Below are 16,987 nucleotides of genomic sequence, written 5' to 3'. Positions count from 1 at the left end.
ATCGCTCCGCGATCGTGCCTCCTCCCCGACTTGCCTTTGCTTTTCAGGTCCAACATGACTGGGGTGCAGGTTAATTCGGCTAGCAGCAGGGGTGGCGGTCGTCGCTCTACCCGACTGGGTGCTTGGTGACGGATCGTCAGTTATGACTAGAACGTCTAGCCGTGTCAATCCTGTGTGCCGCTGCTTCCTTGTCTCCAAAACTTTGGAGTATTCGAGTTCTGCCACTCCCCCGCTCACCGGAGATGGGACCCGGGAGCGCGCGAAACGTGTCTGCTGTTGCACTGAGCTCAGCGGCCAAACATCAGCCGTTTGATGGCCCGATGGTCCCGGGAGCACGGACCAGATCGATGCCGTGCTCGGCAAGGGCAGCGGACACCAACTCTTCTTGCTCTGAGGGGAGTTGATCAGCGTTCAGCTTGGTGCGGACCTCTCGCCCTCCGTGCTGCTGCCGGAGCTGATGGACTTCTTCCTCGGCGAGACGCTGGCGAAAAGGTTCGCCGCGGGCCTGCCGCCGGTGTGCCGGTGCGCGGCCTGCAACGGACTGGTGCTGGACACCTTCGTCAGCAATCACTGGCAGGTGCCGGCGGCCGCCCACAACGCGGCGGTGCTGATGGAGTGGCTGCGCAGCATGGACGTCGTCGAGCCGGCCGGGCGGCCCGCGTGGTGGCAGCAGCGCTGCCGACGGGCGGTGGAACGCTACCCGGTGCTCAACGCTGAACTCGACCATCCCGGGTTCAGCGCCTTCAAGGTACCCCCGCAGTTGCTGCAGTGGGCGCAGGCCCCCGTCGGCCCGCAGGCCCCCTCCACGGCACGCCCGGTGGCGGGCGTGGAGCGCGGTGAGCCGTAACTAGCCGATGCGGTGGTGGAACTCCTCGGTGAAGCACCACGCCGCGGGGGTATGGCGGCGCGGGGTGTAAGGCCGGGGTTCCAGCATCAGGTCCACGCTCTCGCCGTCGGCCACCAGGACACCGATGCCGTAGAAGGCGGCTTCCATCAGCTTCTCCTCAGCCGCCGGTGGAGCGCTGTCCAGCAGCAGGGCGCGCCGGCAGAAGGGGGCGAAACGGCCGGCTTGCTCGAGTCCTCCGCGCCAGCCCGCGGCGCTTGCCCGCACCACGGCGAGATCAATGGTGAGCGGCCGCACCGCGCGACGGGTGACCTCTCGGCGATCGACGTCGGCGGCCCCGGCCGGAAGCCGGCGTACCGCCGAACGCAGCCGTGCGGGCAGCGACGCCAGTGCGACGGGCTCGTCGACGGGCAGCTCCAGAAGCGTCTGCAGCGTATCAAGACTGTCCAGACGGGCCGCTAAGACGCGGGCGCGGCGTGCGCATTCTTCCTCGTCAAGCCGGTAGAACAGCAGCGTCTGGCTGCCCATCAGATGGAGCGAGACAGACAGCGCGGGCCGGATCCAGCAGGGCCGCGGAGGCTGCGCGTACCGATGTGCCCACCGACGGGCTGGCCAAGGTCACCATGCCGTTCACCGTGCCTCATCCGACTTCAGCCGCACCCGGCGGCCGCGACTATCCCACCCGATGGGGCACGGCCGCCTCGTCCAAACGTTCCAAAAACGCGCCCAATCCCTGCCACAGTGCTATGTCGCCGATCGCACGGTAGAACTACCGCTGTTCCCCGGACACCAGGCCTGCGGGCGGCATGCCGCGTGGCCAGGTGGACCACGGCGCAGGAACCGCACGGCACGGCGGCTCGGTGACGGTTATACGCAGACCGGCTTTGTGCAGACCAGGACCTGCTGCGAGATCTCAGCGCGGACCGCGCACATGGCAACCCTGCACTGTGCGCAGACGCCAGCCACTGCGTGTGATCTTCCCCGCTTGATGGCGCCGATTTGGCGGCGCTTTGTGGCGGCGTCCTCGGGTTGACTCAGGTGCTCTCGGTGCCGCGGGAAGGCGTCATCATCACGTCGTTGTTCGCCGCTTCGGCCAGGGCCCGGTACAGCGTGGGCAGGCTGGGGTTCTTCCCCTTGTGTTTACCCCGGGCGATGAACGTCTTCTGCTGGATCTCCTTCATCGGGGTGCCCTTGGCACACAGGGCGAGGGCGTACTCGATCTGCCCCGGGTCCAGCGACGGCGGGCGGCCGCCAGTGCGTCCGCGCTTGCGGGCAAACTCCTGCCCTTCCAGGGTGCGTTCACGCGTGTAGGTGCGCTCCGCGCCGGACAGCGCGGCGAGCACGCCGAAGAGGATGGCGCCCTGCCCGTGCCGGTCGCCCGGGTCGTACTGGCCGGTGATCGGGCCGGTGAGGAACTCCAGGGCAATGCCAGCCTTGCGCAGCTCCTCGACGGTGACGAGCAGGTCGGTGCCGCGGCCCAGGCGGCGGAACTCGTGCACGGTGAGGATCACCTGGACGTCGGGGTGGAGTTCCTTGAAGCGGCGGGCCATCGCGACGGCTTTCTCGTACTCGGGTCAGACCTTGACGCGGGTGGAGACCTTCTCGTGGAACACCTGGAAGCAGGCCCGGCGTCAACGCGTCGAGCTGAGAGTGGAGTTCCTGGGTGGCCGTCGAGCAGCGGGCGTAGCCGATCCGAATGGCCGTGATCCCGGCCGCGAGGGGCGCAGGTTCCGCGCCCTCCGGGGCGTCGGGTTCGGGTCGGAGCTGCCAGCGCCGGCCGGGGCCGCGGTCGGGCGGGGTGAGGACGTGGAGTTCCTCGGCGACTTGGGGCACGAGCTGGAGGCGGCGGGTGTGGTATTTCACCGCGGTCTTCCCGGCGTTGGTGCGGCAGGCCGACCCGGCGGGCACGTCGCACGTCGGACACAGGTGCCGCTCGATGGCGGCCGCGGCGTCGAACTCCTCGTCATTCACACGGCAGAAGCTATCGACATGACGTCGTTTCAAGAAGCCATTCCAAGAACCCATTTGAGAACCCGGAGCCCTGACAATCCGGACATGCGGAGAGATCGGGGAGGCGGCTTCTCGTTTGGCCATTTACGAGAATGATGCTGTGTCCCGCTGTCCCACCGAACCCGCAGCGATGCGCGGCGCATCGCTGCGGGTTCGGTGGCGCCGGGATCACGATGATCACGACCAGCGTCTGACGAAGGAGGGTCTCCCTGCTGTGCGTCGCCGTGCCGGAGTAGCCCATAGATGCAGGGCCGGCATGAAGGCGATTTCGTTGAGGTCTGTCCCGGTGTCATCCGGGATGCGGGATGCGGGTCTGGGAGCGGCGGGTGCTGTTCCGGGCGGGAGTGGTATGAAGCGCGTGGTGGCTGAACTGCCTGTGGTGCCGTCTGCCATGCCGGTTGCCTCGTTCCTGCTCAACCTTGGCTTTGCCTGAAGCACTGGGATCTGTCAGGGGAGGTGTGCGGCGCCCTTGAGGTATCCCTGTAGTCCTGTGATCTCGATGACTGGAGACTGTGCTGCGTCAAGAGCGAGGCAGTGGAATGTCGCTTCGGCGGTGTCTTCGGGCGAGCCCTCTTCTTTGATGCTGTAGAGGTGGATGGGGCCGGTTGCTGTGGTGTTGACGTGCTCGTCGGATCCGGGCACGTGCAGGGTGATTTCATCGAAACCCTTGAGTGCGAAGACCGACACGGCTTCTTTGGTGCGGGTGTGGAGTACGGAGGTTCGTGCGAGTCCGTCGAGCAGTAGAGCTGGTGTACGGAAGGCGAGGAACGGGGCGTCGCCCAGGTGCGGGGGCGGGGCGAATTGGGCGTAGGCCAGGGTGCCTGTAAACGCGCTGTGAGAGGTGGTCACGAAGGGGCCTTCGAGGACGATGGCACCGTTGGTGAGGTAGTAGGGGTCCGGGACTGCTCCGCGGGTCGGCGGGGTCGGCCGGAGGTCTGGTGTCGGATGGAGGGGCTGATTGGCCATCACAACCGTGCAGGTGGCGTGGGTTTGATCAGGCTGGACCAGGAGTCCGCTGGCGGTGCGGACATCCGTGGCGATGGTGATGGCGACGTGTTCTTCCCGTCCTGTGGAACGGGTGCTGGCGGTGATGTGGAATTCGGTGATGCCCGTGCGAGGGTGTGTGCGCAGGAAGCGGGCGAACGTTCCGTTGAGCACCTTGCTGGGCGTCATGCGGGGGTGCAGGACGGATGCTGCTTCGACTGCCATTTCGACGAGGAACGTGCCGGGCACGGTGGGCCGGTTGTCGACGAGATGATCGTTGAGGTAGCGGTCCGTGGAGGTGTCGATGCGGCAGTCGAAGCGGGTTATGCCCTCAGTGCTTGGCCGACTGGGGCCGAGAAGCGGAGCGGTGCTGGTCTTTGGCTCCGTGCCCGGCGAGGGCCCGGTGGTCGCGCATAGTGCGGGGAAGCGGACGTTGGCGAGTGCGAGGTCGCTGTCGGTGAGCAGGACCGTATAGGGGGGGTGTGCCGGTTCGGCGAGTTCACGTTCAAAGAGGCGGATGCCGTCGCTGTTGGTGATGGAGCCGAGCCCGAGGCTCGCGAGTTGGCGCTGCATGATGGGATCGGATGCGAGTCCTGCTTCTTTCCAGACGGGCCAGCCGATGGTGTAGTGATCGAGTCCCGCGGCGTGGGCCTGTGCTGCGGCGGTGGCGAGGTAGTCGTTTCCGGCGGCGTAGTCCAGTTCGCCTGGTTGGCCGGCGAAGCCGGCGATCGAACCGAAGTTGACCCAACGCCCGGGCTGATGGTGGGCAAGGGCCTTCATGAGATTGGCGTGCCCGCAGGCCTTGATGTCGCGCACGAGCCGGAAGTCGCTGACTTCCTTGCGGGGGGTCTCGCCTGGACGGTTGGCTCCTGCCGCGAATAGCAGGAGGTCGATGTGCTGGTCAGCGGCGAGGATGCGGGCGACGGCGGCATCGACCGCGGCCGGGTCGCGGACGTCGCAGCGGAAGTATGTAACGCGGCCGGTTCCGCAGTGCTCAGCCAGGTCGTGCAGGGTGTTGTGGCTGTCGCGCAGGGCAGACAAGCGCTCGTACTCCTTCCCGGCAGCCGGAACAGACATCGGAGGGCTGGCCGTGCGGGCCTGCCGGATGAACGCGGCGCGGTCGGTCTCGGGCGGCAGGGCGGAGGCTTCGCCGAGGTCGCTGCTGCCCAGGACCCAGATGCGGGGCCCGGCAGCGCTGGCCAGGCGCCTTAGGATCTCGGCGGTGATACCGCGGGATCCACCGACGGCCACGATGACACTGGTGTCCTTCAACGGCAGGGACGGTGGGACGGACGGGAGGCTCGCCGGGACTGCCCGCGGCTCCAGGCGCTGCCCGTGTGAGCGGTGCAGGACCACGGGGGTGGCGCGGCGGAGCCCGAGTTCGCTCCCCAGCTCGCCCAGGGCTGCTTCGGCAGACCGGGTCTGGGTGAGCAGACAGAGCACGTCGCTGTGCGGTAGGTCGCAGACCAGGCTCTTGGTGAGGCCGGTGAACAGACCCGTTGTCTCCACGGGGAGATCGTGGGCGACTGCGTCGTAGAGCACGATGGCGGTGCTCGTATGCGCCAGTTCCTCGAACAGGTCCTGGACCACCAGGAAGGTGAGGTCGTGCAGTGCGAGGAGCCGCTCTTGTCCGTCGAGGTCGCGGCCGGCACGGGCAACGACCCTCACGTGCCGGGGGTTCCACCCGAGTGCGCCGAGCGCGGCGCGTACGTCCTGCGGCACCGGGTGGGGCAGGTACCGCACGTTGGGGGTGCTGGTGGGGGTCACGGACAATACCGCGGTGTGCTCCGGTAGCCGCATCTTCGCCAGTTCCTCGGGGGCGTTGGTGAGAATGACGCACTCCGGTGGCAGAGCCTCCGTGGCGTGCGCGGCGGGTTCGGCAGGAACGGGCTGGTAGTCCACACGGAAGCGGCTGGCCGGTTCCAGACGGCCAGTCCGGACGGCGAGGCCGGCCGTCCGTTCGGTAGTGGGGTCGTTCCAACTGATGTCGCCGTTCTCGCCGTTGACCAGGTGAGCCAGAACTGTGAGTGCCGAGTCCGCGCCCAGGTAGCTGCGGTGCTCCAGCGCCTGGCAGGAGGGTGTACCGGTGCGGGTCTCGGCGATGCCCTGAGAGGCCGGAAGAGTTGCCAGGGTTGGGAGTCCTGCTCGGTCTGCAAGGCTCTTGCGGGTGAGGGCGAAGCAGGTCGCGCCCTGGGCGAGTTGCTTGTCCCGCCGCCCGATGGCGGCGCCGGCCATCTGCTGCCAAGCCGGGAGCACGTTGCCGTTGACGGCCAGGGCGAGGGCGAAGTCGAGACTTCCTGTGCTCAGGTAGTCGCGGGCCAGCGCAAGGGCGTCGAGTCCCGAGGCGGTGCCGGTGTCCGTGGCCAGGACCAGGCCATGGAAGTCGAGTGCGGCCGCCACGCGGGCGGGAAGGAGGTTAGGCATCCCGCCCGGGTAGGAGTCCTCCGTCGCAGGCCCCACTGCGTGCCGCGCCTGCGCGGCGAGGTCTTCGAAGGTGGTCCGCACGGCTGGCAGGCCGGGCTCCAGCGGAGTGACAACGCTGTTGTCGAGGTCGTCCAGAGCGGTGCGGAGCGTGTAGTGGCAGGCGTGGGTGGTCAGTCCGGTGTGGCCGCAGAAGACCCCAGCGGTGTCCTTGTACTGCTGCCAGAACTCGCCGAGCCGGTCGAACAGTCCATCGACCGCGAGCAGCGCCAGGCGCTGCGCCGGGTCCAGGGCCTGGTGCACAGCCGGAGGCAGCCTGAGCATCCGCAATGGAACAGGGGGGATCCTGCTGAAGTGCGCCGGAGGCGGGTTCAGGCTGTCGCCGGACAGCCACCCTTTGATGGCGCCGGGGGAGGGGTTGCCGGGCAGCGTCGCGTGCCAGCCCACGATGACAACCGGATCGTTCAGAGTCTTGCGCGGGTGAGGCACCTGACGGGGGTGGTGTTCCGAAATGACCGTGTGGGCGTTCGTTCCGCCGAAGCCGAAGGAATTGACCGCGGCAACACGGGGCGTGTCGGCGGAACCGTTCCACGGCAGGGCGGCCCGGGGGATGGTGAACGAGGCAGGGATGACACCTTCCGCGGGCCGGGGGTAGGGCCGTTGGCCGGGGATCTGATCGTGACGCAGGGCCAGGACCGCGTGGATCACCGAGAGGACGCCGGCTGCCCAGCCGGTGTGCCCGATCAGGGACTTGTTCGAGGTGAGAGCCATGGTATTCGAGCTGAACGCTGCACTGATGGTGTCGGTCTCGACAGCGTCCCCGGCCGCGGTGCCCGTGCCGTGGGCAATGATCCACTGCACGTCTGCCGGTGCGGGACCGGACTGGTAGGCACGCTGGACGGCCATGATCTGGCCCCGGCCGTTGGGCGCGTAGATGGCCTTGCCCCGGCCATCGCTCGAGGTACCCGTTCCGGTGAGGACCCCGAGGATGTCGTCGCCGTCCTGCCGCGCCTTTTCCAATGTCTTGAGGACAACGACCCCAGCGCCGTCGGAGAAGAGCGTGCCGTCGGCCGTGGCGTCGAAGGAGCGGACCGCACCGGTGGGGCTGAAGCCCTTCAGTTTGGCGAAGAGAGTGTTTGTGCTGGGTGTGACGGCGAACATGCCGCCGCACACGGCGATGTCACAGGTTCCGGCCCTCAGTCGGCGCATGCCGATGTCGATGGCGTAGAGAGAGGAACTGCAGGCCGTATCCACCGTGAGGGTCTCGGTGGACTGCGGCAGAACAGATGCCGCGGCGGCCCAGGCGCTGGCGTGCGGCAACCCCTGCTCGGGGTGTTCCAGTACGTGCGGCAGATGGTGCAGGAGGCTGCGGGTCAGCGAATCCGCCCCAGGCCGACCCTCCCAGTGCGCTTGTACTGCGGCGGCCAGAAACGACTCCTCCAGGTGCTGGCTGCCGTCCGCAGTGGCGCCGACGTACAGGCCCACCTTGTCCTCTGGGCTGGATGTGGTGGTCTTCCACGCCTCGGTGAGCGCCTCCCGCAGCCAGCGTGTCGTGTAGTCCTCCTCACGGGTGGAGTCGTGGACGTCGGTGCTGGTGAAACCGAGTACCGGTGTGTAGGACTTGTCGGGGGCGTCGGGGTTGGGCGAGTAGTAGCCGTCCTGTTGCCAGCGCTGTCCGGGCGGTTTGAAGACGGGGTCCCCGCAGGTGAGCAGTTCCCACAGGGCCTCGGTGTCCTTCGCGTCCGGGGCCACCGCGCCGATGCCGACGATGGCGATGCCTTCCCCTGCGTCCAAAGGTGAGGCGATCGGCTCGCATGGTGCCTTGATGCCGACGACAGACGGCAGGGAGGCCCGGCCGCTGGTGCGGGGCAGGGGCTTGGGGTGCTGGTAGGCGGGCGGAGCGAGCAGCGTCGCGCCCAGGGACAGGCCGCCGTCGGCCAGCACAGTCTGGCCGGTGATCCAGCTCGATCGTTCGGAGGCCAGGAACAGCACCAGGTCGGCGTACTCCTGTGGAGAGGGGATGCGGCCCAGCGGGGTCGCGGATGTCACCACCTGGCGCAGTTCCTCGTGATCGGGGAAGAGCTCGAGCACAGGGCTCTCGATGATTCCGCAGGAGGCACAGTTGACCCGGATGCCCTTGGGGGCGAGCTCGACCGCGAGATACCGGGTGGCAGCCTCCACGGCAGCCTTGCTGATCCCGACGGTCGCGTAATTGCCCATCACCATGCCGGCGCCGATCGACGACATGTTGACGATCGCCGCATCCCCGTCGGACCTGAAGTACCCGGCCGCCTGAAGCGAGACGTCCACACTGGCCTGGACACACACCTCCCAGGTGCGGCGCCAGTCCCGCTCGGACAGCTCGGCAGTGGGCCGCAGGCGGCCGAAGGCGGCGTTGTTTACCAGGACATCGAGGGCTCCGGCACGGTCTTGGACCTCGTCGAGAACCTTCCCGACGTGAATCGGTTTGGTGACCGATCCGCGCACCAGATGGACCTGGGCCCCTGCGTGGCGGAGCTCATCGACGGTGGCTTGCGCCTCGTCCCTGGAATGGAAGTAGTTGACGAACACGGTTGCCCCGGCCTGGGCGAACGCACGGCTGAGAGCCTTGCCCACCCCCCGCCCGCCGCCGGTGATCAGTACCGTCCGTCCCTGGAGTTCCGGCCACCGGCTCATTACGCGTCCTCCCGCCCGGCCTGGCGCCGCCGCACTTCCTCGGCGATCTTCTCCAATGTCGGGAAGTTCACGGTGCGCATGTCCTGCGCCTGGGCAAGTCGGAACCGGTCGGCGACCTGGACTAGCAGCTGGGTCTGCTTGAGGGAATCAATGCCCAACTCGGCTTCCAGATCGGCCCCCTCCTCGAACACCTCCGGCGGATAGCCCAGTACCTCGGCATACAGGACCCGCAGCGTCGCTGTGATCTCCTCCACGCTTTCCTGAACCGCGGTGACCGATACCGGACCCTTGGCCGCTGCAGGCTCTCGCGGCGCGTGCACCGCAGATGCGGCTCCCGTGGCCTCGGCCACCGCGGGCGCCTCGGTGGTGGATGCAAGTTTGCCGGCCGGCGCCGGGATGTCCCAACCATGGGTCTGGACGCCTGCGACGGACCGCCGCACCAGGCCCACGGTGGCCTCCCCCGCCCCGCACTCCAGGAAGGTCCGGGCTCCTCGGGCGAACAGGTCCTGCACGGCAGACAGCAGCTGAACCGGCTCCAGGAACTGCCGGGTGAGGACCGTCAGCAGATCGTCGCTGTCCATCACGTGCCGCCCCAGCAGCGGCGAGTACACCTTGCGCAGCAGCGGGCGCTGCCGGATGCCGACGATGTTCTCGCGGTAGGACTGCACCGCCCGTGCCATCAGCGGGCTGTGGAAAGCGAACGGCGATTTCAGCCGCGTATACGGCACACCAAGTTTCTCTGCCAGCCCCGCCAGGTGCGCCAGAGCCGCGGCAGCTCCCGCGACCACACTCTGGTCCGGGGTGTTGACGCAGGCCACCGTCAATGACGGCTCATCCGCCAGACGCAGCAGCGCCGCCGCACGTTCCGCGTCCAGACCGATCGCGGCCATTCCTCCACGGCGCCCCTCCAGGCTCTCCAGAGCGCGGTTGCGGGCCAGGACGATGCGTGTGCCATCCGTAACGGAGAAGCCGCCTGCGCACGTCAGCGCCGCGATCTCCCCAAGGCTGTGCCCCATCAGCACGGCGCCGTCGGGCAGGCTCTCCTGGTGCGCCGCCCACAGGCCCACGGATGTGGCGAAGATGGCCAGTTGCAGCAGCCCCGGCTCCAGATCCACCAGTTCGTCCAGGGCCGGACCGGGGCCCTCGCCGAGCAGACGGTCCAGTTTTCCGTCCGCTGCTGCGGAGACTTCTTCGAGAACCGCGGCGGCAGCCGGGAAGCTCGCATGCACCGCGTGAAGAGCACCAGGGCGATAGGCGCCCTGGCCGGGGAACAGCACTGCCGTAGATGTGTTCATGACTTGCTCCGTATGCAGTGGGGAGAGGATCTAGTCGGCCCAGCCCGCGGCACGCAGCTGGGCTCACTCGTCGTACGTCCGTATGACACTGCGGAAACGGAAAGCCCCAGCCTCACCCAGCAAATCAGCCCCTCATGCGCCGGGGTACCGGCCGGTGCACCGAACTGCGTGAACGCGTTGAACGCTTGTGCTTTTGTGAAGCGCTCATGCCCGGCCTGTTTCCCGGTCTCCAGCAGAGCCGGTGCCCCGGCGAGGTGCCCACAGCAGCGCGGCGGGCAATGCGGCATCAGCCATGACGCACTCGTCCTGCGGGCCCAGCCGTACGAGCCGGATGATCGCGGTGCACGGCGCCACGGTCTCGGTGGTGCTCACCCTCTCCTGGCTGATCGTCGGACTGCTCCGTCGGCCCGGCACCCTGCCGTACCGGCAGGCGGTTCCGGCGGACCCGTACCAAGTCCTCGCAGCCCCCTTGACGACAACCGCGTCGTCGTCACAGTCCAGCCCACGAACATGCCCATCCCGGCCCTGCGCACATACCGCCCCACCGGGGCGCCGCCATAGCCACCGCCCATGTGGGCAGCATGAGGGGGATGAGCGCCGTACCCGCTGACGCCGTTCCCGATCCGCCATCCGCGCCAACGAGTGCCGACTCAGCGTCGCCCGAGGCCGAGCGGGAGGCGCTGGAGCGGTACCGGGCCCTGGTCCCGCATCTGCACGACCAGGTCACCTTGAAGGCGGCCGCGACCCGTGCGGGCGTGCCGTACCGGACGCTGCAGCGCTGGCTCGCCGCCTACCGACAGGGCGGCCTTGCCGCTCTGGCCCGCCCGGTGCGCCGGGACAAGGGGCGGCGCAAGCACCCCGCCGAGCTGGTCGCGTTCATCGAGGGCCTAGGGCGTGTTGCGAAAGTAGCGTCGTCCGCCCGTAGGGCGGGCGCGGCGGCGTCTGGTGCGTGCGATCGCAAGGCGGAGGAAGGAGAGCGCAGCGGGCTGCGCCGACGACCGACAACGCCGCGAGCGTGCGTGCCAGACGCCGCCGCGCAGACGGGACTTTCGCAACACGCCCTAGCGCTCAAAGAGCCGAGGCCGGCCATCGCGGTGATCCACCGCCAGGCCGTCAGCGTCGCGGCCCAGCAAGGCTGGCCGGCCCCCGGATACCGGACCGTGCACGAGATCGTCTCCGTCCTGGACCCGGCCCTCATGGTCCTCGCGCACGAGGGGGCCAAGCGCTACCGGGAGGTCTACGACCTGGTGTACCGGCGCGAGGCGAAAGCGCCCAACGAGATCTGGCAGGCCGATCACACCCAGCTGGACCTGTGGGTCCTCGACGCCTCCGGGAAACCCGCCCGCCCGTGGCTGACCGTGATCGAGGACGACCACTCCCGCGCGGTCGCCGGCTACGCCGTCAGCCTGGAAGCCCTCTCGGCGCTGTCCACGGCGCTCGCGTTTCGGCATGCGATCTGGCGCAAGAGTGAGCCGGACTGGCACGTCTGCGGCATCCCGACCGTCTTCCACCTCGACCACGGCGCCGACTTCACCTCCACCCACCTCGAACAGGTCATGGCAGACCTGCGGGTACGCCCGGTGTTCGCGAAGAAGGGACAGCCCCACGGCCACGGCAAGATCGAGCGCCTGATCGGCACCGTCACCCACATGTGCCTGCCCCACCTGCCCGGCCACGCACCCCGCGGCACCCCCGACCGGGCCGGGCAGGCAAAACTGACCCTGCCGGAACTCGACGCGGCGATCGGCCGGTTCATCCGCGAGGTCTACAACCAGCGCCCCCACGCAGAGACCCGCCAGCCACCCCAAGAGCGTTGGGAAGCCGACGCGTTCATCCCCCGCATGCCCGAGAGCCTCGAACAGCTCGACCTGCTCCTGACGACCGTCGCGAAACCCCGCAAGATCCACACCGACGGCATCCGCTTCGAGTCCCTGCGCTTCATCGACCCCGTCCTGGCCGACTACGTCGGCGAGCAGACCACCATCCGCTACGACCCCCGCGACATCACCGAAATCCGCGTCTACCTGCGCACCCTGGACGGCGAGAAGTTCCTGTGCCGCGCGATCTGCCCCGACCTCGCCACCGACGCCGTGAGCCTCAAAGAGATCACCGCCGCCCGCAACGCCCGCCGCAAGCAGCTGCGCGGCACACTCAAAAGCCGCACGGCCGTCGTCGACAAGCTCCTGGCCGTCCACAGCGAGCCCCCTGCCCGCCCCGTGGCCGACCGCGACCGCACCGGCCCAGCGGGCCGCCCGCGGGCAGGATGTACCCACCGAGCCCACCGAAACCGAAACGGCCCAGGTTCACTCCTCAAGGCTCAAACGCTATGTCAACGAGTGAGCCCGCCGGCTCCTGGACAGACACACCCGCGTGAGCCATCCAGACGAAAGCCCGGTCCGGCCCGACGAGTTGGCGGCCACCCCCGAAGAGCCGACCGCGAAGAACGCTCCCGCCGAACCGGAGGCGACCGGTGACGACGGCCAACAGCACGCCACAAGCGACCGCCCGCCCGCCGCCCCGAGCCCCGGGCCCCGGGCCGCTCGCAGTCCCCCCGGCATCGTCCCGATCACGCACACCAAGGAACAACCGCAGGTTCCTGGAGTTCGCCGACGCGGTACGCCGCAAACGCTACGTCGGCCTGTGCTTCGGCGCCCCCCGGCGTCGGCAAGACCGAATCCGCCCGCGCCTACGCCAAATGGGACCAGCTCGCACCCCACCTCGCCGGAACCCGCGCCACCGGCTCCCAGGCCGGAGACACCGGCATCGGCGACGTCCTCGCGGCCCGCGCCGTCCTGTACACCCCCAAAGTCCACAGCACCCCCAGCAACCTCGACAAAGAGATCTCCTACCTGTGCGACCGGCTCGGCTGGACCGTCGAACTCATGCTGCAGACCGGCCGAACCACCAGCGACCCCACCCTGTCCACCGTCTCCACCGGCCCGCCCCGCACCGCAGAGCACGCCGAGCTCCTCATCGTCGACGAGGCCGACCGCCTCAAACCGCCGCACTCGAACAGCTCCGCGACCACCACGACCGCACCGGCATCGGACTGATCCTCATCGGCATGCCCGGCATCGAAAAGCGCCTCGCCCGCTACCCCCAGCTCTACTCCCGCGTCGGCTTCGTCCACCACTACAAACCCCTGTCCGTCGACGAACAGGCCTTCGTCCTCGCCCGCCACTGGCCCCACCTGAACCTGGGCAACAGCGACGACTACGCCACCACCGAAGCCATCGCCGCCATCACCCGCATCACCAACAGCAACTTCCGCCTCACCACACGCCTCGTCGACCAGATCGAACGCATCCTGGAAATCAACCAGATGACCACCGTCACCAAAGAGGTCGTCGAAGCCGCCCGCGAGAACCTCGTCATCGGCATCATGTAGATCAACACCCCGACCAGCCGCAACGCCGTCGCACCGCCCGGAAGCCCGGGGCGCGACGGCGTTGTGCGTGTACGTACCCAGCCCTCACTCAAGCAGGACCGACCCAGGTGAAGGACGCCACAAAGCGCCGCTAAAACGGCGCCATCAAGCGCGGAAGGTCACACACTGCGATCCGCGCACCGTCACCGACGACTGTTCGCCGCAGAGCGTCCAGCGAGAACGGCCGGAGATCGATCACCTCGGGCAGGCAGCAAGGGCGGCCGGGCCTCCTGCCGGGCAGGAGTCAGACGTGGGCTCGTGCCGGGAACGCGAGGAGGCCCGGATCGTGTAGATCCGGGCCTCCTCGGCAGTAGCGGGGACAGGATTTGAACCTGCGACCTCTGGGTTATGAGCCCAGCGAGCTACCGAGCTGCTCCACCCCGCGTCGGTATCCCCCACCGTACGCCATCCCAGCAGGCGCCGAAGACCACCGTCCGGCGCAGGGCTCTATGCGGCGAAGCCGACGTTGGTGACGTACTCGTACTGGCCCCACTGCGAGCCGAGGTCGACGATCGTGTCCTGCCACGCGGCGTCGAGGCTCTGACGGTCGCCGGCCGCCCAGGAGCCGACGATGCGGTCCCAGCGGCGCACGTTCATCGTCCGGTACTCCACCACACGCTGCAGCGGCTGCGGCACCTGGGACTGGTTGAGCGGGTGGATCTCCACCCGGGTGCCACGTCCGTCGCGGTTGAGGCGCCTGAGGAGGTGGCGGGCGACGTTGTGACGGCGCACCGTCCGGTATGCCTGGTCGATGCGTTCCAGGTTGGTCTTGGAGGGGCGACGTTTGCCCTCCAACCAGGCCTTCAGCGTCCGATGGGTCACGGTGAGTCCGGCATCCTGCGCGGCCTTCAGGGTCTGGGTCGACTTCGTCAGGTAGTGCAGGCGCGCCATCCAGCCGCGCTTGGCGGTCACGGGCGTGGCGATGCCGCCCGCGAGTTCGTCGAGCTTGCGCGCAACGGCGTCGCTGCCCTTGATGCCCCGGGCGCCGAACCTTCCGAAGTCGATGTTCTTCTCCGGCACTGCTCCCCCTCGCCCGCGTGCTCAGCGGCGTCGCTTCCGGCGGTGTACGTGTCCTTGACCTTGACCTCGGTAACACCGCGGCCTTCGGCGAAGACACGGCGCCAGTCACCGATGACGTGGAGTTCGTCGGTGCCCATCGCCCGGACGACGGCCAGGCCCTCGTCATGGGCCTTGAGTGCCTTGAGCCAGAGGTTGGCGAAGGCCTGGCTGCGGATGAGGTGCATCCAATCCGGACGGTAGAGCTCCCGGTTGTAGTTCGACTCCCCCATCGTGGAGACGAACTTCGAGTACATCGCCTTCACGTACTGAAGCGTCACCGTATCGCCCTGCTCGACCGCCGTGTCGCGGGCGTCCTTCAACGCGATGCGGAACTTCTCCAGCAGGTTCTCCGTGGCCCCGGAGGTGTACGACTCGTGGATCTGAGGAGGCGCGCACAGCTGGTGCTTGGGGCCGGACAGGCGCAGCAGGAGGCGGAGCGTCGGCTCGGTGACCCACAGGGGACCGGGCTCGTCCCTCTGGCCGATCGGGTTGGGCAGCACCGCCTCGTGCTCCCACTCGGGCGGGGTGATCAGGTGGACTCCGGAGCGGCGGCGGTCGTGGGCCAGGCCGGTGGAGTGCTCGAGCTGGCCCAGGGGGAGGTGCGTCTTGAGGGCTGAGAGGTAGGCGCCGTTGATGTCGAGCGCGGTCACCTCGTGTCGGCCGGGCGGGAGTTCGTGACGGGTCCACTTGGGACGGGCTTCCCAGATCTGGTCGGCGCCGCGCGCGGTCTGCTTCTTGAGGATGTCGGGGATCCAGGGATGCGCGATCAGGTCGTAGCGGGCACCCTTGCGGGTCTCGTCCAGCAGTCGCATCGCGTCCGGGATGGCCCGCTTCAACAGCGCCGCCGTGGCTGCATCGACGTCGCCCCGGTGCTCGGCGAGCGCGCCCTGCACGGCCTCGCGGATCAGGTCGACCGGGCCGGACGGCTCCTGGAGCGCGTGGCGGGCCGGGCCCTTGGAACGCTCCGTCGCACGCGCCGGACGTGTCGTGCGCAGCGGCGCTTTCGGGGTGTGCGCGGTGGGCTGTTCGGCTGGCGGGGCAGCGGGGGCTTTGGCGGCGGTGGGCCGGCAGTCGGCCGGGGCCAGGTGCTGAGCGAACCCCGCCACGCGTTGTCCGGCCGGAAGGCCGCACAGCACACACGGCTCGGGTACGACGAGCAGGTCTACGTCGTACCCGTCTTCGTCCTGGCCGAGGTCGGGCGAAGACAAGGGGGTGACAGTCGCGGCCGTGCCTGACGTGACAGGCTGCTCCGCAGCCGGCGCCGCCTCGATCTCGGACCCGGTGGCGAGCTTGGCGTTCAGTCCGTCCAGCAGGTAGGCGTATTTGCTACGGATCTCGCCGGCCGGGTCCCGGCCGCTTTCCCATCCGCTGAGGGTAGACGGGCTCACGCCGAGCGCGCGTGCCACCTGCGCCTTGGACAACCGAGCCCGCTCTCGCAGCTCGCGGCGCACGTGGCAGGGCGGTAGTTCGGCCTCCGGGCCTACGGCGTCAAGCAGCGAGTCGATCGCGTCGAAGTCGCTCACCGGCCCGTCCCCCTCGCTTCGGTCCGGACGGAACGGCGCCTGTCAGCGGGCAGAGCCTCGCATGCTCTGGTCGGACCCGCCAGTAGGTCCAGCGCGCCGATGCCGTAATGCTCGGCCAGGACGTCGACGTCGCGCAGGCTCCAGGAGATGGCGCCCGACTGCCTGCGCGACACCTGCGTCTGCGTCAGTCCCAGCACCCCCGCGACCGACCGCTGCGATTCACCCGTTACCTGCATCAACGTGGCCACCGTCAGCCGCAGCGACTCCTCCAAGCGCAATCCCATGCCGCCATCTTACCTGGGCCATGCAACTTTCGCATCCAAGTCAGCTTTTCACTATCATTAATGCAGGAAAGCTTTCAGTGTTCTGAGGGAGCTGAAGGTTCTCGGGCACGCGGGTGTCAGCGATTCAGGCCGCCCCGATCACGCTGGAATCCGTCGGGCCGCGCGCCGGGCTTCCCGATTGGCCTGGCGCGCCTCTTCCACCGCACGATCGGACAAGCACCGGGGGCACACGAGGTCCACGACACGGCGGCGCAGGGCCCGGCGCAGCCGGAGCCCGGGCGGTGGCGGCCGCCCTCGGCAGTGGCGGCGCACCGTACGCACTCCAGTGCCCAAGACCGCCGCGACCACGGAGGCGTTGCCAGCGTAGTTGGCCAGGAGGAACGCCATCTGCGCCCGGTGGCCGGCCGCGAACCGGGCCGCGAACTCCGTCCGCTCCTCCGGCCGGAGGAGGGCGTCGTGGCGTT

General features: G+C 68.6%; 13 protein-coding genes and 1 tRNA gene. 5 read left to right on the top strand and 9 right to left on the bottom strand.

The window, feature by feature from the left end; all coding sequences use genetic code 11:
• Nucleotides 1-400: 400 nt before the first annotated feature.
• A complete protein-coding gene (locus KK483_RS35245) occupies nucleotides 401-847 on the top strand; it encodes a hypothetical protein (protein WP_262009276.1) in 447 nt (148 codons plus the stop codon).
• On the opposite strand, the gene KK483_RS35240 is transcribed toward KK483_RS35245, so the two are convergent.
• Together KK483_RS35240 and KK483_RS35235 are read right to left on the bottom strand one after the other, a co-directional pair.
• Entirely contained in the window at nucleotides 848-1,372 is a 525-nt protein-coding gene (locus KK483_RS35240) for a hypothetical protein (RefSeq protein ID WP_262009275.1), read from the bottom strand.
• A 506-nt stretch (nucleotides 1,373-1,878) separates the two neighbouring features.
• Nucleotides 1,879-2,394 carry a recombinase family protein gene (locus KK483_RS35235; protein WP_262009274.1) on the bottom strand — a complete coding sequence of 172 codons (516 nt, stop codon included), beginning with the start codon at nucleotides 2,392-2,394 and terminating at the stop codon, nucleotides 1,879-1,881.
• A 40-nt stretch (nucleotides 2,395-2,434) separates the two neighbouring features.
• Here KK483_RS35235 and KK483_RS35230 point away from each other — a divergent pair, with 40 nt between their 5' ends.
• Nucleotides 2,435-2,950 (top strand): hypothetical protein, encoded by a 516-nt coding sequence (locus KK483_RS35230; protein ID WP_262009273.1) that lies wholly within the window; start codon nucleotides 2,435-2,437, stop codon nucleotides 2,948-2,950.
• 351 nt (nucleotides 2,951-3,301) lie between these two features.
• On the opposite strand, the gene KK483_RS35225 is transcribed toward KK483_RS35230, so the two are convergent.
• The 3 genes from KK483_RS35225 to KK483_RS35215 all read right to left on the bottom strand — a co-directional run bounded on the left by KK483_RS35225 (nucleotide 3,302) and on the right by KK483_RS35215 (nucleotide 10,602).
• Nucleotides 3,302-8,935, bottom strand: coding sequence for an SDR family oxidoreductase (locus KK483_RS35225; protein ID WP_262009272.1), 5,634 nt, complete (start codon nucleotides 8,933-8,935; stop codon nucleotides 3,302-3,304).
• Nucleotides 8,935-10,230: an acyltransferase domain-containing protein gene (locus tag KK483_RS35220; protein WP_262009271.1), complete on the bottom strand. Its 1,296-nt coding sequence runs from the start codon at nucleotides 10,228-10,230 to the stop codon at nucleotides 8,935-8,937. The genes KK483_RS35225 and KK483_RS35220 overlap by 1 nt, the downstream gene beginning before the upstream one ends.
• 204 nt (nucleotides 10,231-10,434) lie before the next feature.
• Complete coding sequence (locus tag KK483_RS35215; RefSeq protein ID WP_262009270.1) at nucleotides 10,435-10,602, bottom strand: hypothetical protein; 168 nt, start codon at nucleotides 10,600-10,602, stop codon at nucleotides 10,435-10,437.
• 218 nt (nucleotides 10,603-10,820) lie between these two features.
• Here KK483_RS35215 and KK483_RS35210 point away from each other — a divergent pair, with 218 nt between their 5' ends.
• The 3 genes from KK483_RS35210 (at nucleotide 10,821) to KK483_RS35200 (ending at nucleotide 13,618) form a co-directional block, all read left to right on the top strand.
• Nucleotides 10,821-12,704: a Mu transposase C-terminal domain-containing protein gene (locus KK483_RS35210; protein ID WP_262009269.1), complete on the top strand. Its 1,884-nt coding sequence runs from the start codon at nucleotides 10,821-10,823 to the stop codon at nucleotides 12,702-12,704.
• A gap of 408 nt (nucleotides 12,705-13,112) precedes the next feature.
• Nucleotides 13,113-13,283, top strand: coding sequence for a hypothetical protein (locus KK483_RS35635; RefSeq protein ID WP_399015898.1), 171 nt, complete (start codon nucleotides 13,113-13,115; stop codon nucleotides 13,281-13,283).
• Between the two features lie 11 nt (nucleotides 13,284-13,294).
• On the top strand, nucleotides 13,295-13,618 hold the full coding sequence (locus KK483_RS35200; protein ID WP_262009268.1) for a hypothetical protein: 324 nt from the start codon (nucleotides 13,295-13,297) through the stop codon (nucleotides 13,616-13,618).
• Between the two features lie 350 nt (nucleotides 13,619-13,968).
• On the opposite strand, the gene KK483_RS35195 is transcribed toward KK483_RS35200, so the two are convergent.
• The 4 genes from KK483_RS35195 to KK483_RS35180 all read right to left on the bottom strand — a co-directional run bounded on the left by KK483_RS35195 (nucleotide 13,969) and on the right by KK483_RS35180 (nucleotide 16,523).
• A tRNA-Met gene (locus KK483_RS35195) sits at nucleotides 13,969-14,042 on the bottom strand.
• Between the two features lie 62 nt (nucleotides 14,043-14,104).
• Nucleotides 14,105-14,677 (bottom strand): transcriptional regulator, encoded by a 573-nt coding sequence (locus tag KK483_RS35190; protein ID WP_262009267.1) that lies wholly within the window; start codon nucleotides 14,675-14,677, stop codon nucleotides 14,105-14,107.
• Nucleotides 14,566-16,239, bottom strand: a complete 1,674-nt coding sequence (locus KK483_RS35185) for a helix-turn-helix transcriptional regulator (protein WP_262009266.1) — start codon at nucleotides 16,237-16,239, stop codon at nucleotides 14,566-14,568. Before KK483_RS35185 ends, KK483_RS35190 begins: the two co-directional genes overlap by 112 nt.
• Entirely contained in the window at nucleotides 16,236-16,523 is a 288-nt protein-coding gene (locus tag KK483_RS35180) for a helix-turn-helix domain-containing protein (RefSeq protein ID WP_262009265.1), read from the bottom strand. Before KK483_RS35180 ends, KK483_RS35185 begins: the two co-directional genes overlap by 4 nt.
• Between the last annotated feature and the right edge of the window lie 464 nt (nucleotides 16,524-16,987).

The organism is Streptomyces sp. FIT100 (genome assembly GCF_024584805.1).
GTDB lineage: Bacteria > Actinomycetota > Actinomycetes > Streptomycetales > Streptomycetaceae > Streptomyces.
This window is presented reverse-complemented; position numbering and strand designations above follow the sequence as displayed.

Coding starts and splice junctions, on each gene's coding strand:
- KK483_RS35220 (WP_262009271.1), bottom strand. CDS start 10,230: ATGAACACATCTACGGCAGTGCTGTTCCCCGGCCAGGGCGCCTATCGC.
- KK483_RS35210 (WP_262009269.1), top strand. CDS start 10,821: ATGAGCGCCGTACCCGCTGACGCCGTTCCCGATCCGCCATCCGCGCCA.
- KK483_RS35240 (WP_262009275.1), bottom strand. CDS start 1,372: ATGGGCAGCCAGACGCTGCTGTTCTACCGGCTTGACGAGGAAGAATGC.
- KK483_RS35200 (WP_262009268.1), top strand. CDS start 13,295: ATGCCCGGCATCGAAAAGCGCCTCGCCCGCTACCCCCAGCTCTACTCC.
- KK483_RS35635 (WP_399015898.1), top strand. CDS start 13,113: ATGCTGCAGACCGGCCGAACCACCAGCGACCCCACCCTGTCCACCGTC.
- KK483_RS35235 (WP_262009274.1), bottom strand. CDS start 2,394: ATGGCCCGCCGCTTCAAGGAACTCCACCCCGACGTCCAGGTGATCCTC.
- KK483_RS35180 (WP_262009265.1), bottom strand. CDS start 16,523: ATGGGATTGCGCTTGGAGGAGTCGCTGCGGCTGACGGTGGCCACGTTG.
- KK483_RS35225 (WP_262009272.1), bottom strand. CDS start 8,935: ATGAGCCGGTGGCCGGAACTCCAGGGACGGACGGTACTGATCACCGGC.